Genomic DNA, 13,247 nt, shown 5'->3' with positions numbered 1-13,247 from the left:
GATTCAGCGCAGGAGGCGCGATGACCCTCGTCGAGGAACGCCACGCGCTCTACCGTGCCCTCGTCCTCGACGCGGCCGAGCGCGAGTTCGCCCAACAGGGGTACGCCGACACGAAGGTCACCGCGATCGCGCGAGCCGCCGGCGTCTCCCTCGCGACGTTCTACAAGGCCTTCCCCGGCAAGGAGGAGGTCTGGAACGAGCTGCACCGGCGTCGCAACACCGACCTGCGCGCCCGGGTCGACGAGCGCATCGCCGCGACCGACCAGCCGTTGGAGCGCATCCTCACCGGCGTCGCGGGCGCCGTCTCCTACCTCGCGGACCACCCCACCTACCTCGAGCTCAACCTGCGCACCGCCTCGGGCTGGCTCTACGGCACCGGGACCACCGCCGACCAGGCCACCGCGTGGGCCGCCGGCATGCGCACGATCGACGCCGGCGTCCGCGCCGCAGTCACCGCCGGGCAGCTGGGCGACCTCCGACCCGCGATCGCGCGCGGCATGATCATCTCCGCGTTGCAGGTCTGGCTCGCCGACTGGGTCGACTCCGGCTACGACCGCGAACCCGACGCTCTCGTCGACGACCTCGTCGCGCACCTGCGACGCCTGCTGACCACGACCACCGGGAGCCCCGCATGAGCCCGTACCCGCACCTGCTCTCCACCGGCCGCATCGGCTCGATGGAGCTGCGCAACCGGATCGTCCTGTGCCCGATGGGCATCCTGCTGAGCAACCCCGACGGCTCGGTCAGCGACACCGAGGTCGCGTTCTACGAGGCCCGGGCGCGCGGCGGCGCCGGACTGCTGCTGATCGGCACGGCGCAGGTGGCCTATCCCGAGGGCGTCAACCACCCGCAGATGCAGGCGATCTCCGACGACCGCTACCTGCCGGGGATGCGCCGTCTCGCCGACGCAGTGCACGCACACGGGTCGAAGATCGCGGCCCAGCTCAACTACATGGGCATCTACGCGCAGTACGACATGCTCCAGGGCAACCCGCGGGTCGTGGCCTTCGAGCAGCCGTTCCCGAACCCCGACGAGGTCGGTCGGATGCTTCCCCGCGAAGAGGCCACCGCGATGGCGGAAGCCTGGCTGACCCCGGGTGCCAACCTCGAGCAGAAGGTCGCGGACGAGGACGACATCGTCCGCATCATCGGCCGGTACGCCGACGCAGCCGCGCGCTGCCAGCGGGCCGGCTATGACGGCGTCGAGATCCACGCCGGTCACGGCTACTTCATCGACTCCTTCCTCACACCGCGCAATCAGCGCACCGACGGCTGGGGCGGGGACCTCGACGGCCGGACCCGGGTGCTGCTCACCGTCATCCGGCAGGTCCGCGAGACGGTCGGTCCCGACTATCCGGTGTGGATCCGGCTCAACAGCAGGGAATATCACCACGAGGTGGGCGAGACCTTCGACGAGCAGAGCGAGGTAGCGCGGCGCGCGCTCGCTGCCGGTGCGGACGCGATCCACCTGACGGCGTACGCCAACACCGACGTCGCGACCTCGGCCACCGACTCCTATGCACCGCACCGGGTGCAGGACCTCCCCCGCTTCGCCGCCGAGCTGCGGCGCGAGACCGGTGCCACGGTGATCACCTACGGCCGCCACGATGCCGCCGCCGCCGACGGACTGATCGCCGACGGCACGGGCGACTTCGTGGGCTTCGCGCGGCGGCTGCTCGCCGACCCGGACATGCCGCGCAAGCTCGCCGACAGCGAGGGCGACCGGGTCCGGCCGTGCATCTACCAGTACACCTGCATCGGCAACATCGCGCTGCGCACACCGGTGCGGTGCGCCGTCAACCCGCAGCTCGGCCGCGACGCGGAGCCGCTTCCGACCCCGACGCGCCCCCGGCAGGTCCTCGTCGTCGGCGCAGGTCCTGCTGGCCTGGAGGCAGCGATCCGGCTCAACCATGCGGGTCATCGCGTCACGTTGCTGGAGCGCGCCACCGAGGTCGGCGGCATGCTGCGGCAGGCTGCCGCCGTCGACGGCCCACTCGCCGACTACCTGGCGTGGCTGCGCCGTACCCTCGCCGACACCGACGTCGAGCTGCGCCTCGGCGAGGAGCTGCGCGCCCCGACCGCCCAGGGGTACGACGACGTCGTCCTCGCCACCGGCGGCGACTGGTCCACGATCGACCACCCCGCCGGTGCCCTCGACGTCCCTTCGCTCGCGTCGTGGCTGGAGGACGACGACGACACCGTCGGCGCACGCGTGCTCGTCCTCGGCACCAGCATCGCGGCCCTGCGGATCGCCCAGATCTGCCGGGCCCGTGGGCGCGAGACGACCCTCGTGAGCCCGGAGCGGTATGTCGGTCCCGAGCTCGGCGCGCTCGGGCGGCACCGGCACATCCAGGACTACCTGGACGCCGGTGGCCACCTGCTGCTGCGCACGGCGTACGACGCCCATGAGGTCGAGGCCGACACCGTGATCGACGTGCGGCCCCGCGTGGGTGCGGACAACCCGCTGGTGGCGAGTCTGCGGGCAGCGCTGCCGTCGGACGTGCGGATCCATGTCATCGGCGAGGCTGCCGGCCCCGGCGCCATCAACGCCGCGACGCAGGCCGCGTTGGACCTGGTCCTGGCGCTGGCGCCCGCGGGTCGCTAGTCGCCCTGGGCCAGCTCCGGCGGTGGCAGGTCCTCGTCGGCCAGCTCCTCGACGACCATCGGCTCGGGTACGCCGGCGGTGATCGTGGTGCCGTCGGCGCGGGTGCCGCCGGTCTGCGGGACGTTGCTCATGAGGCCGTCGATGCGCGGTCCCTGGTCGGGCAGCGGCACCCGAAGTGGACGGTCGACGGCGGCGGAGTAGGCCTCGCCGCGCACCCGCACGCGGACCTCCTCCTCGCCCCTCTCGACGACCTCGATGACCAGCTCGTCCTGGGTGACCTGCACGATCAGCCGCGAGCCGCGCCAGGTCATGCGGAAGCGCAGGTGCGACCAGTCCGCGGGCAGCCGGGGGTTGAAGGTGAGCCGGCCGTTGCGGTCGCTCATGCCGGCGAAGCCGAACGTCAGCGCACTCCATACGCCACCGAGCGAGGCGATGTGCATGCCGTCGACGGTGTTGCCGTGCAGGTCGGCGAGGTCGACGTAGAGCGCCTTGCGGAAGTACTCCATCGCCGTCTCGTGGTAGCCCACCTCGGCGGCGACGATCGACTGCACGACCGCCGACAGGGTGGAGTCCCCCGTGGTGATCGGGTCGTAGTAGTCGAAGTTCGCCTTCTTCTGCTCCGGGGTGAAGCGGTCGCCCTGAAGGAACATCGCCAGGACCACGTCGGCCTGCTTGAGCACCTGGAACCGGTAGATCACCAACGGGTGGTAGTTCAGCAGCAGCGGCCGCAGCTCGTCGGGGGTGCGGGAGAGGTCCCACACCTCGCGGTCGAGGAAGAAGTCGTCCTGGGGGTGGATGCCGAGTCCCTCGTCGAACGGGATCGCCATACCCTCGGCGCACTTGCGCCACAGCTCGGGCTCGGACTCGGTGAGCTCGAGCCGCCGCGCCATGGCGGCGTACTCCGTCGGGTGCTCGACGCGCATCCGCTCGATCACGATCGCGGCGCGCTCGAGGTTGAAGCGCGCCATGACGTTGGTGAACAGGTTGTTGTTGACGACGGTCGTGTATTCGTCCGGCCCCGTCACGCCGTGGATGTGGAAGGTCGGGTCGTCACCGTTGCGCCGGCGCCAGAAGCCCAGCTCCGACCACATCCGCGCGGTCTCCACCAGCAGCTCGGCACCCTCGCGCACGAGGAACCCGGTGTCGTTGGTGGCGCCGACGTACTGCATCAACGCATAGGCGATGTCGGCGTTGATGTGCATCTGGGCGCTGCCGGCGGCGTAGTAGGCCGAGGCCTCCTCGCCGTTGATGGTGCGCCACGGGAACAACACCCCCGACTGCGCCATCTCGCGCGCACGGCTGCGGGCGGCCGGCAGCATACGGCTGCGGAAGTGCAGCACGTTGCGGGCGTTGTGGGGCTGGGTGTAGGTGAGGAACGGAAGGACGTAGATCTCGGTGTCCCAGAAGTAGTGACCCTCGTAGCCGGAGCCGGTCACGCCCTTCGCCGCGACGCCCTGCTGATCGGCGCGCGAAGTGGCCTGCTCGAGGTGGAAGAGGTTGAAGCGCACCGCCTGCTGCATGGCGTTGCCGCCACCGACCTCGACGTCGGCGACCTCCCAGTAGCGGGCGAACCACTCGCGCTGCTCGGCATGGAAGTGCTCGACCGAGTGCCGGGCGGCGCGGTCGAGGGTGCGGTCGCAGCGGTCCACGAGCTCGCGCACGGGCACGCCCGCGGAGCTGTGGTAGGTCACGAACTTCTCCAGCCGGGCGGTCTGGCCCTCGGTCGCCTCGATCCGGAAGACGACCTTGCCGCGGTCCTCCTCACACGAGGTCACGACCTCGGTCTCGTCCTTGGTGTGCAGGTGGTGGTCGGCCGCGACTGCCAACGTCATCCGGGACCGCGCGCACCGGTAGCCCAGCCACATGCGGTCCTCATCGATCTGGTGACCCATCGGCTCGAGCACGCGCTCCTCGAAGGTCGCGGTCTTGCGCGGGTCGAATCCCTCGCCCATCGCGGCGTCGCGGACGTGGTACTCGTCCTCGCCGTCCTGGCGGTTGAGGATCTGCGAGGAGATGACGATCGGCGCATCGCCCTCCAGCATCGTGACCTCGAGGGTCATGATCGCCAGATGGCGCTGGGCCATCGACACCATCCGGGTCGAGACGACCTGCACCCGCTTGCCGGCCGGCGTGCGCCAGATCAGCTCGCGGCGCAGGACGCCGTCCCGGAAGTCCAGCGAGCGCTCGTAGTGCTCGAGGTCGGCGGTCCCCAGGATCAGCGGCTCGTCGTCGACGTACAACTTGATGACCTTGGTGTCGGGGACGTTGACGATCGTCTGGCCCGTGCGCGCGAAGCCGTACGCCGCCTCGGCGTGCCGGATCGGCCAGGTCTCGTGGAAGCCGTTGATGAAGGTGCCGTGGGCGTAGGCGTCGCGGCCCTCCTCGGGGTTGCCGCGCATGCCGAGGTAGCCGTTGCCGACGGCGAAGACCGTCTCGGTGGTGCCGAGGTCCTCGGAGCGGTACGCCGTCTCGACCAGCCGCCACGGGTCGACCGGGAAGCGACCCCGGTCGACGGGCTCGCCGGAGCCGAGCCAGCGCTTCATCGGTCCTCCCCCGGGACGAGCTCGGCGAGGTCGGCCACGACCAGGTGGGCACCGGCGTCGGTGAGCACAGCGGCGCCCGCACCACGGTCGACACCGATCACGAGTGCGAACCCGCCACTCGCTCCGGCGCGCACGCCGGAGACGGCGTCCTCGAGGACGACCGCGCGCTCCGGCGTCGTACCCAGCACCGTGGCGGCGTGCACGAACGTGTCGGGGGCCGGCTTGCCGGGCAGGCCGAGCTCGGCCGCGACCGCGCCCGACACGACGGTCTCGAACCGGTCGGCCAGGCCGGCGGCCTCGAGCACCGACGGTGCGTTGGCCGACGACGACACCACTGCCAGCGGCAGCCCGAGGTCGCGCAGGTGGTCGAGCAGCAGCACCGAGCCCGGGTACGCCGTCACACCGTCGCGCTCGAGCACGGCGTTGAACGCGTCGTTCTTGCGGTTGCCGAGGCCGTGGACGGTCTGGACGTCGGCGGAGTCCTCCGGCCCACCCTCCGGCAGGTCGATCCCCCGCGCGCGCAGGAAGTCGCGCACGCCGTCGAAGCGGGGCTTGCCGTCGACGTGGGCGAAGTAGTCGTCATCGGTGTACGGCGAACGGTCCCCGCCGCCCGTCACGGTGTCATCGGCGAGGAAAGCGTTGAACATCTCCGCCCAGGCGCGCATGTGCACCTCGGCGGTCGGGGTCACCACGCCGTCGAGGTCGAAGAGCACGGCGTCGTGGTCGGCCCAGGCGAGGGCTGCAGGGTCAACAGTCACCCCCGAAGCGTAGGCGGTGACCGGTGGTTCCCCACTCACTGAGACCTCGGGTGTGACCCACGTTGCTTCCTCCTACAGTGCAGCGACGCCACCGACGAAGGAGCAGCCCATGACCGCCGCGACCGACCCAGGCCAGCTGCGCGAGCGCTACGGACCGTGGGCGGTCGTCGCCGGTGGTTCGGAAGGGGTCGGGCGGGAGTTCGCCACCCAGCTCGCCGACGCCGGCGTCCACCTCGTCCTGCTGGCCCGCAAGCCCGAGCCGCTGGAGGAGACCGCGGCGATGTGCCGCGAGCGGGGTGTCGACGTACGCACGATCGCGATGGACCTCACCGCCCCCGACGCGGTCGCGCAGCTGACGGCGGTGACCGACGACCTCGAGGTCGGGCTGCTCATCTACAACGCCGGCGCCAACACCCACAGCGCCGAGTTCCTCGACGGCGACCTCGAGGCGTTCGGCCAGGTCATCACGCTCAACATCACCACGCAGATGGCGCTGGTGCAGCACTACGGCCGGCCGATGCGGGACCGCGGTCGCGGCGGGATCCTGCTCATCGGGTCGATGGCCGGCTACATGGGCTCGACGCGGCACTCCGTGTATGGCGGGGTGAAGGCGTTCGGCCGGATCTTCGCCGAGAGCGTCTGGGTCGAGCTGCGCAAGCAGGGGGTCGACGTGGTCGAGCTCGTGCTCGGCGTGACCCGCACTCCGGCGATGGAGCGGGTCGGTCTGAACTTCGACGCCCCCGGCTTCCACGCCTCCGACCCCGCCGACGTGGCGCGGCAGGGGCTCGCCAGCCTCGGCCACGGCCCGGTCGTGATCGCCGAGGGCAACGAGGAGGGCGCCCGGATCCGCAGCGCGGTCGACGAGCGCGCGAAGCTCGTGGCGGGTGCCGACAGGCGGATGCGGCAATTGATGGAAGGCTCAACGCAGCACGGGGCAGAGGCATCGAAGTGAAGATCGGCATCGCCACGCCCACCCTCTTCCAGGTCCCCGCCGTCGCGTCGGCGTGGGAGCGGACCGCCGGCGTCGAGGACGTCGTGACGGTGGCCCGCGCCGCCGACGAGGCCGGGATCGACTACCTCACCTGCGCCGAGCACGTCGCCGTACCCGAGGAGGCGGCCGCGACTCGCGGTGGCACCTACTGGGACCCGCTTGCCACGTTGTCGTTCCTCGCCGCCCACACGCAGCGGATCAACCTCGTCACGGCCGTGCTGGTCCTCGGCTACCACCGCCCTGAGGCGATCGCGAAGCGCTACGGCACCCTCGACCTGCTGAGCAACGGCCGGGTCGTGCTCGGCGTCGGCGTCGGATCCCTCAAGGAGGAGTTCGACCTGCTCGACGCCCCGTGGGAGGACCGGGGCGCCCGTGCCGACGCCGATCTGCGCCGGCTGCGCGAGGTGTGGGGCCAGTCATCGGTCGACGGGATGCGCTACGACCCGACCTCTCCGCGTACGACGGTCCCGGTCTGGGTCGGCGGCCGGACCGTCCGGTCCCTGCGCCGCGCGGTCGAGCTCGGCACGGGCTGGATGCCGTTCGGCCTCGGCCGCGACGAGCTCGCCGCGATGCTCGCGCGCTTCGACCTTCCCGACGGGTTCGAGGTCGTGCTGTCCCCCGGCGGCACCCTCGACCCGCTCGGCGACCCCGAGGCCGCGCTGCGCAAGCTGCGCGCGGTCCAGGAGGTCGGTGCGACGCGGGCCACCTGCACCGTCGACGCCGACTCGGCCGCCCACTACGCCGAGCAGATGGCCGCACTCGCCGCCCTGGCCCAGGACCTGGAGGACCGATGACCGACCTCGCTGCCCGCCTCGACGCCCTCGAGCACCGCCTCCAGCTGGCGGAGGACAAGCTCGCCATCACCCAGCTGATCGCCTCCTACGGCCCCCTCGTCGACGCCGGTCGCGCCGACGAGGTGGGCCAGCTGTGGACCGAGGACGGCGAGTACGACGTCGAGGGCTGGGCGATGCGCTCGCGCGCCGACATCCACGCGATGGTGCTGAGCGACGCCCACCAGCGGCTGATCACGAACGGCAGCGTGCACTTCCTCGGTCCCGTCTGGGTCGAGGTCGCCGGCGACGAGGCGAAGGCCGTCTGTGACTCGCTGCTCGTCCTCAACGGCGAGGAGGGGTGGCGGGTCGCCCGCGGGAGCGTGCACCGGTTCCAGCTGGTCCGCGACGGCGGCGCCTGGCGCATCAAGCACCGGATCTCGCGCCAGCTGGACGGCTCACAGAGCTCGCGTGACCTCCTCCCCCTCTGAGTCGCGCTGGCTGGTCCTCGCCCTGGCGCTGCTGACCACGGTCACCGGCATCGTCTCCAGCCTCGGGGCACCGCTCGTCCCGTCGATCGCCGACGAGCTCGACGTCTCCCTCGGCTCCGCGCAGTGGACGCTGACGGTGACACTGCTGGTGGGTGCGGTCTCGACGCCGTTGCTGGGGAGGTACGCCGCCGCGCACCGCCGCCGTCCCGTGATCCTCATCGGGCTCGCCGTCGTGGTCGCCGGCACCGCCCTGGCCGCGCTCGCGACTGCCGTCCCCCAGCTGGGGCTGCCCGCGCTGATCCTGGGCCGCGCGGTCCAGGGCCTCGGGATCGCCCTCACCCCGCTGGCGATGACGGTCGCCCGAGACGTGTTCACCCCGGAGAAGGCCCAACGGGTCATCCCGATGCTCTCGGTGGCCGGCGTCGTGGGCGCCGGTCTCGGCTACCCGCTGACCGCCTCGGTCGCGCAGTTCGGCGGCGTACCCGCGGCGTTCTGGTTCGGCGTCGTGCTCACCGCCGGCACTCTGCTGCTGGCGTGGCGGACCCTGCCCCGCGCCCCTCGCGGCCCGACCCCGCGCGTGCAACCGCTCGAGGCGCTGCTGCTCGGCGGCAGCACGCTCGCTGTCCTGCTCGGCATCAACCAGACCACGAGCTGGGGTTGGGGCGACCTCCGGACTGTCGCCCTCTTCACGCTCGGCATCGCCGGGGCGGCCCTGTGGTCCTGGCTCACGCTGCGTTCGCCGTCGCCGCTGGTCGACCTGCGCCTGGCCTTCGGCACCCCGGCGCTCGGCCCACACGTGACGGTCATCCTGGCCGGGACGGGGATGTATATGTCCCTGGCGCTGGTGATCGTGCTCGTGCAGACCCGCACGCCTGCGGGCTGGGGCCTCGACCAGCCGGTGCTGGTCGCCGGCCTGATGCTGGTGCCGTACTCCCTCACCGCTGTCGTCGGCACCCGGATCTCGCAGTGGGCCGGGCGCTACGTCCCCGCCGTACGCCTCCTGCCGATCGGGTGCGCGCTCTACCTCGCCTCGGTGCTCATGCTTGCGTTCGCGCACGACCACGTGTGGCAGGCCCTGGTGGCGATGGGCATCGCCGGAGTCGGCAGCGGGTTCACCTTCGCGATGATCCCGGCGCTGCTCGTGCGCACCGTGCCTGTTGCGGAGACCAGCAGCGCGCTGAGCTTCAACATGGTCCTGCGCTACGTCGGCTTCTCCACCGGCAGCGCCCTGGGCGTGACCGTGCTGGCGCTGGGCAGCGGCGGGACCGTCCCGACCGAGCACGGCTTCGTCGTCGCGTCGCTCGTGAACGCCGCCGTGTGGTTGGTCGCGATCGTGGTCGTGCTGGTGATCGGCACCCGCCGACCGCCGGCCTCGCTCAGGGCAGGTGCGTGACCCGGGCCAGCCGCCCGATCGCGACCAGACCGACCAGCGGCAACAGCACCATCACACCCAGTGCTTGCGGGACGCCGAGCACCGGACCGAGCCCACCGACGACCGCGGACCCGATCGAGCCGCCCACCATGAACAGCAGCGTCGCCACGCCGAGCGCGATGCCGCGCACCTCCAGGCTCACGGCCTCGCCGACCGCGGCGCTCATCGCCGGCTGACCGACGCCGAACGCGACGGTCGTCAGGATCATCGCGGCCAGGAGCAGCGCGGGGGCGACGAAGTAGACGCCGAGCCCCGTCGCGACCAGCGCCGTGGCGGCGACGGCGCAGGCGGTGGCGATCGTGCGGAACGGCCCGAAGGTGTCGATCAGGCGGCCGGTCACCGGCGGGATCAGCAGCGCGATGAACGCGGCCGGCATCAGGAGCAGACCGATCTGCCAGGTCTCCCACCCCTCCTCGATCAGGGCGGCGGGCAGCGCGACGAGCAGTGCGAACCAGGCTGCCGGGATCGCGGCCGCCGCGATCGCGCTGCGCACGAGCGGGCCGTTGCTGATGACGGCGCGCGGAAGAAACCCGTGGGGCTGTCGGCGGACGCGCCAGACGACGCTCGGCGTGCCGACCGCCATGAGGGCGAGCCCCACCAGCGCGACCACCACGCCCGTGGAGGGTGACTGGACGACCAGGATCACTCCGCCCGCGGTGACGGAGACGAGGAAGGCGCCCAGCAGGTCGAGGGTCGCGCCACTGCCGCCGCCGAGCAGCGAGCGCAGCAGGAACGGCAGGACGAGGGTGCCGAGCACCGGCAGCATCATCACCGCACGCCAGCCGATGAAGTGGTCGACGGCGCCACCGATCAGCGGTCCCGCACAGGTGACGGCCGCCGAGACGCCCGCGAGCCGTCCGAGGGCGACGCCACGGATCGGGCCGTCGTACCTCGTGGTGAGGAGCGTGACGCCCAGCGTCGGCACGGCTGCAGCGCCCATGCCCTGCAGCAGGCGGGCCACCACGACGATCTCGAAGGCCGGGGCGAGCGCCGCGATGACCGCACCCAGGCTCATGAGGCCCACCCCAGCGAGCAGCGGGATCCGGACCCCGACAAGATCGGCGATCCGGCCGTAGAGGGCGGTGGTGATGGCCAGTGCCAGGATGTAGAGGCTGATCGCCCAGGTCGCCACACCGACGGTGACGTCGAGGTCGGCCGCCATCGGCACCAGGGCGATCGACGCCGACGACGACCCCATGCCGGCGAGCCCGAACAGCAACCCCAGGAGCATGGAGGTACGGCGGGAGTCGTCGCGGGTCACCTGCGCAGTCAACACCGGGCCGGAGTGGGCCGCGGCGTCGGGTGCGTGGTCAGTCGGCGCGGGCCACGCGGGCGAGCACGTTGCGCGCGGAGCGCACGACGGCGAGGTCGACGAGCTTGCCGCGCGGGTCGAGGGCCACCCCGCTGCCGTCGTGCTCGGCCTGCTCGAAGGCGGCCACGACCGCGCGAGCATCGGTCACCTCGTCCTCCGTGGGAGCGAGTGCCTGGTGCACGACCGGCACCTGCTTGGGGTGGATGAGCGTGCGGGCGGCGAAGCCCTGACGCACCAGCAACGCCGTCGAGCTGGCGAGCCGGTCGGCGTCGGAGAGGTCGGTCTGCACCGGTCCGACCGGTGCCGCGATGCGGGCCACCGCACTGGCCACGACCACGTCGCTGCGGATCGCCCACAGCTCGCGTCGCTCCGGGTCCGGGTGCATCCCCAGCTCGGCAGCGAGGTCGGCCTCACCGATCCCGAGCCGGTGCACGCGGGGTGCTGCCGCGACGGCGCGCACCTCGGCGACGCCGTACGCCGTCTCGAGCAGACCGATCACGGCGAGCGGCCCTACGCCACGCTCGGGCTCGGCACTGGCGAGGAGCGCGTCGACCCGCGCGAGCAGCTCCGGCTCGGCCGACGGCACGAAGACCCCGGTCGTGCCGGTCAGAGCAGCAGCTCGTACACCGTCCTCGAGCCGGGCCGGGTCGAGCCGGACCCACCACTGGACACCTGGCGTGCGGACGTGGTCGGCCACCGCTGCGTGTGCGGCGTCCTTGCCCGCCGGACCGACGCCGTCCTCCAGGTCGAGGACGACGGCGTCGGCACCGCTCCCGGCCGCCTTCGCGAAGCGGTCGGGGCGGTCGCCCGGCACGTAGAGATAGCTGCGTGCTGGAGCCGGCGAGGCGGACACTGCTCAGCCCCGGGTCAGCGGCCGCGCGAGGTACTGCCCGGTGGGCTCGCCCTGCACCTGACCGTCGGCGAACACGTGCGTCCCGCGGACGAAGGTGTCGGTGACCTTGGCGGTCATGTCGAAGCCCTCGAACGGCGTGTACTCCTGGGCGGACTCCGAGTCCTCGGCCCGCACGGTCCACGACACGTTGTCGTCGACCAGCGCGATGTCGGCGTCGAAGCCGACCGCCAACTGACCCTTGGTGCGCAGACCGAAGCGCTGGGCGGGGTTCTTCGCGATCAGCTCGGCGATGCGGCCGACCGACAGACCCCGCTTGGTGCCCTCGGTGACCATGCCGGCCAAAAGGTACTCCGCGCCGCCGAAGCCGGACTTCGCGACGAAGACGTCGTCGCGGTCCTCGCCGAACTTCGCCTCGTCCTTGCAGCACGCGTGGTCGGAGACGACCCAGTCGATCTTGCCGTCGAGGAGGTACTCCCACAGCGCCTCGACGTCCTCCCGCGGACGGATCGGCGGGTTGACCTTCGCGCCGATGCCGCTGGCGGTGTGGATGTCGGCCAGCAGGTGCCCGACGGTGACCTCGCGCCGGAAGTTGATGTGCGGGAAGGCCTGCGCCATCCGCAGCGCGGCGTCGACTGCCTTGCGCGAGGTCAGGTGCAGCAGGTTGATCGTCGGCAGGCCGGTCTCGTGAGCGAGGTAGGAAGCGATCGAGATCGCCAAACCTTCGGAGTGGGGGGGCCGGCTGGCGTGGTAGGCCTCGAGGCCCTTCAGCTCGCCGGCGTCCTCGACCAGCTTCGTGTAAGCCGCCATGATCTCGGCCGTCTCGCAGTGCAGCGACAGCGAGATCTCGTCGGCGAGGTCGGGGAACTGCTCGCGCGCCTTCTGGACCCCGCGCATCACGAACTCGAAGTGCGCGTAGTCGTAGCGCTCGCCCTCGGGGATCATCAGGAAGGAGTTCTGGTCAGCCGAGCGGCCGTGCAGGCCGTGGCTGCCGTAGAACATGAAGACCTTGAAGGACGTCACGCCGTGGTCGCTCACCAGCGACGGGATCTCCTCGATGTGCTTGCTCATCATCGGCGCGAGGTGGAACGCGTAGTCGACGTAGGACTTGCCCTCGGTGGTCGCGAGGACCTCGGGAAAGAAGTCCGCGTACTCCCCGCCCTTGTTGAGGTAGTACTGCCCGGTGCGCATGTAGGTGATCCCGGTGGTGACACCGCCCTGCGCGTTGGCCCGGCTCTCGATCGACGCGTCCTCCCCGAGCGGGTTGTAGATCCCCCAGTGCTGGTGGGCGTCGACCACGCCGGGGAAGGCCAGACGGCCGCCGCCGTCGACGACCCGTGCGCCCTCGGCCGGGGTGAGGTCCGGTCCGATCTCGACGATCTGGCCGTCGGCGACGGCGATGTCGGCGACGACCGGCTCGGCGTTCTCAGGGGTGACGGCACGGACGTTCTTGATCAGCAGATCCATCTGAAGATCGCCTTCCTGTCTTGGTTGG

Annotated in this window: 11 protein-coding genes; 6 read left to right on the top strand and 5 right to left on the bottom strand. The window is 71.6% G+C overall.

Annotation, left to right across the window (positions count from 1 at the left end; genetic code table 11):
* Positions 1-20: 20 nt before the first annotated feature.
* Both J2S59_RS08335 and J2S59_RS08330 read left to right on the top strand, forming a co-directional pair.
* The gene (locus J2S59_RS08335) at positions 21-635 is read left to right on the top strand and encodes a TetR/AcrR family transcriptional regulator (RefSeq protein WP_068121437.1); all 615 of its coding nucleotides are present in this window, start codon (positions 21-23) and stop codon (positions 633-635) included.
* Positions 632-2,605, top strand: coding sequence for an oxidoreductase (locus J2S59_RS08330; protein WP_306825004.1), 1,974 nt, complete (start codon positions 632-634; stop codon positions 2,603-2,605). Before J2S59_RS08335 ends, J2S59_RS08330 begins: the two co-directional genes overlap by 4 nt.
* Here J2S59_RS08330 and J2S59_RS08325 read toward each other — a convergent pair.
* Together J2S59_RS08325 and J2S59_RS08320 are read right to left on the bottom strand one after the other, a co-directional pair.
* Positions 2,602-5,148, bottom strand: a complete 2,547-nt coding sequence (locus J2S59_RS08325) for a glycoside hydrolase family 65 protein (protein ID WP_068121720.1) — start codon at positions 5,146-5,148, stop codon at positions 2,602-2,604. The two genes, J2S59_RS08330 and J2S59_RS08325, sit on opposite strands and share 4 nt — an antisense overlap.
* Complete coding sequence (locus J2S59_RS08320; protein ID WP_068121722.1) at positions 5,145-5,906, bottom strand: HAD family hydrolase; 762 nt, start codon at positions 5,904-5,906, stop codon at positions 5,145-5,147. The genes J2S59_RS08325 and J2S59_RS08320 overlap by 4 nt, the downstream gene beginning before the upstream one ends.
* 109 nt (positions 5,907-6,015) lie before the next feature.
* Between J2S59_RS08320 and J2S59_RS08315 the strand changes: the two genes are divergently transcribed.
* The 4 genes from J2S59_RS08315 to J2S59_RS08300 are packed head-to-tail and all read left to right on the top strand — an operon-like array spanning position 6,016 to position 9,551.
* Positions 6,016-6,858: an SDR family NAD(P)-dependent oxidoreductase gene (locus J2S59_RS08315; protein WP_306825003.1), complete on the top strand. Its 843-nt coding sequence runs from the start codon at positions 6,016-6,018 to the stop codon at positions 6,856-6,858.
* Positions 6,855-7,691, top strand: a complete 837-nt coding sequence (locus J2S59_RS08310; protein ID WP_306825002.1) for a TIGR03619 family F420-dependent LLM class oxidoreductase — start codon at positions 6,855-6,857, stop codon at positions 7,689-7,691. Before J2S59_RS08315 ends, J2S59_RS08310 begins: the two co-directional genes overlap by 4 nt.
* Positions 7,688-8,158, top strand: a complete 471-nt coding sequence (locus J2S59_RS08305) for a nuclear transport factor 2 family protein (protein WP_068120036.1) — start codon at positions 7,688-7,690, stop codon at positions 8,156-8,158. Before J2S59_RS08310 ends, J2S59_RS08305 begins: the two co-directional genes overlap by 4 nt.
* Positions 8,139-9,551 (top strand): MFS transporter, encoded by a 1,413-nt coding sequence (locus J2S59_RS08300; RefSeq protein ID WP_306825001.1) that lies wholly within the window; start codon positions 8,139-8,141, stop codon positions 9,549-9,551. Before J2S59_RS08305 ends, J2S59_RS08300 begins: the two co-directional genes overlap by 20 nt.
* Here J2S59_RS08300 and J2S59_RS08295 read toward each other — a convergent pair.
* The 3 genes from J2S59_RS08295 to J2S59_RS08285 are packed head-to-tail and all read right to left on the bottom strand — an operon-like array spanning position 9,535 to position 13,219.
* On the bottom strand, positions 9,535-10,851 hold the full coding sequence (locus J2S59_RS08295; protein WP_306825000.1) for an MFS transporter: 1,317 nt from the start codon (positions 10,849-10,851) through the stop codon (positions 9,535-9,537). The genes J2S59_RS08300 and J2S59_RS08295 overlap by 17 nt on opposite strands.
* A gap of 49 nt (positions 10,852-10,900) precedes the next feature.
* Positions 10,901-11,755, bottom strand: a complete 855-nt coding sequence (locus J2S59_RS08290; RefSeq protein WP_068119538.1) for an HpcH/HpaI aldolase/citrate lyase family protein — start codon at positions 11,753-11,755, stop codon at positions 10,901-10,903.
* Between the two features lie 3 nt (positions 11,756-11,758).
* Entirely contained in the window at positions 11,759-13,219 is a 1,461-nt protein-coding gene (locus tag J2S59_RS08285) for a dihydroorotase (RefSeq protein ID WP_068119540.1), read from the bottom strand.
* Between the last annotated feature and the right edge of the window lie 28 nt (positions 13,220-13,247).

It is taken from the genome of Nocardioides massiliensis (genome assembly GCF_030811215.1).
Classification (GTDB): Bacteria; Actinomycetota; Actinomycetes; order Propionibacteriales; family Nocardioidaceae; genus Nocardioides_A; species Nocardioides_A massiliensis.
Note: the sequence above shows the minus strand (reverse complement) of the source record. Positions and strands in the feature narration are given on the sequence as shown.

What these genes read in the sequence shown, in the direction of transcription:
- J2S59_RS08330 (WP_306825004.1), top strand. Translation starts at nt 632, where the DNA reads ATGAGCCCGTACCCGCACCTGCTCTCCACCGGCCGCATCGGCTCGATG.
- J2S59_RS08325 (WP_068121720.1), bottom strand. Translation starts at nt 5,148, where the DNA reads ATGAAGCGCTGGCTCGGCTCCGGCGAGCCCGTCGACCGGGGTCGCTTC.
- J2S59_RS08305 (WP_068120036.1), top strand. Translation starts at nt 7,688, where the DNA reads ATGACCGACCTCGCTGCCCGCCTCGACGCCCTCGAGCACCGCCTCCAG.
- J2S59_RS08285 (WP_068119540.1), bottom strand. Translation starts at nt 13,219, where the DNA reads ATGGATCTGCTGATCAAGAACGTCCGTGCCGTCACCCCTGAGAACGCC.
- J2S59_RS08315 (WP_306825003.1), top strand. Translation starts at nt 6,016, where the DNA reads ATGACCGCCGCGACCGACCCAGGCCAGCTGCGCGAGCGCTACGGACCG.
- J2S59_RS08335 (WP_068121437.1), top strand. Translation starts at nt 21, where the DNA reads ATGACCCTCGTCGAGGAACGCCACGCGCTCTACCGTGCCCTCGTCCTC.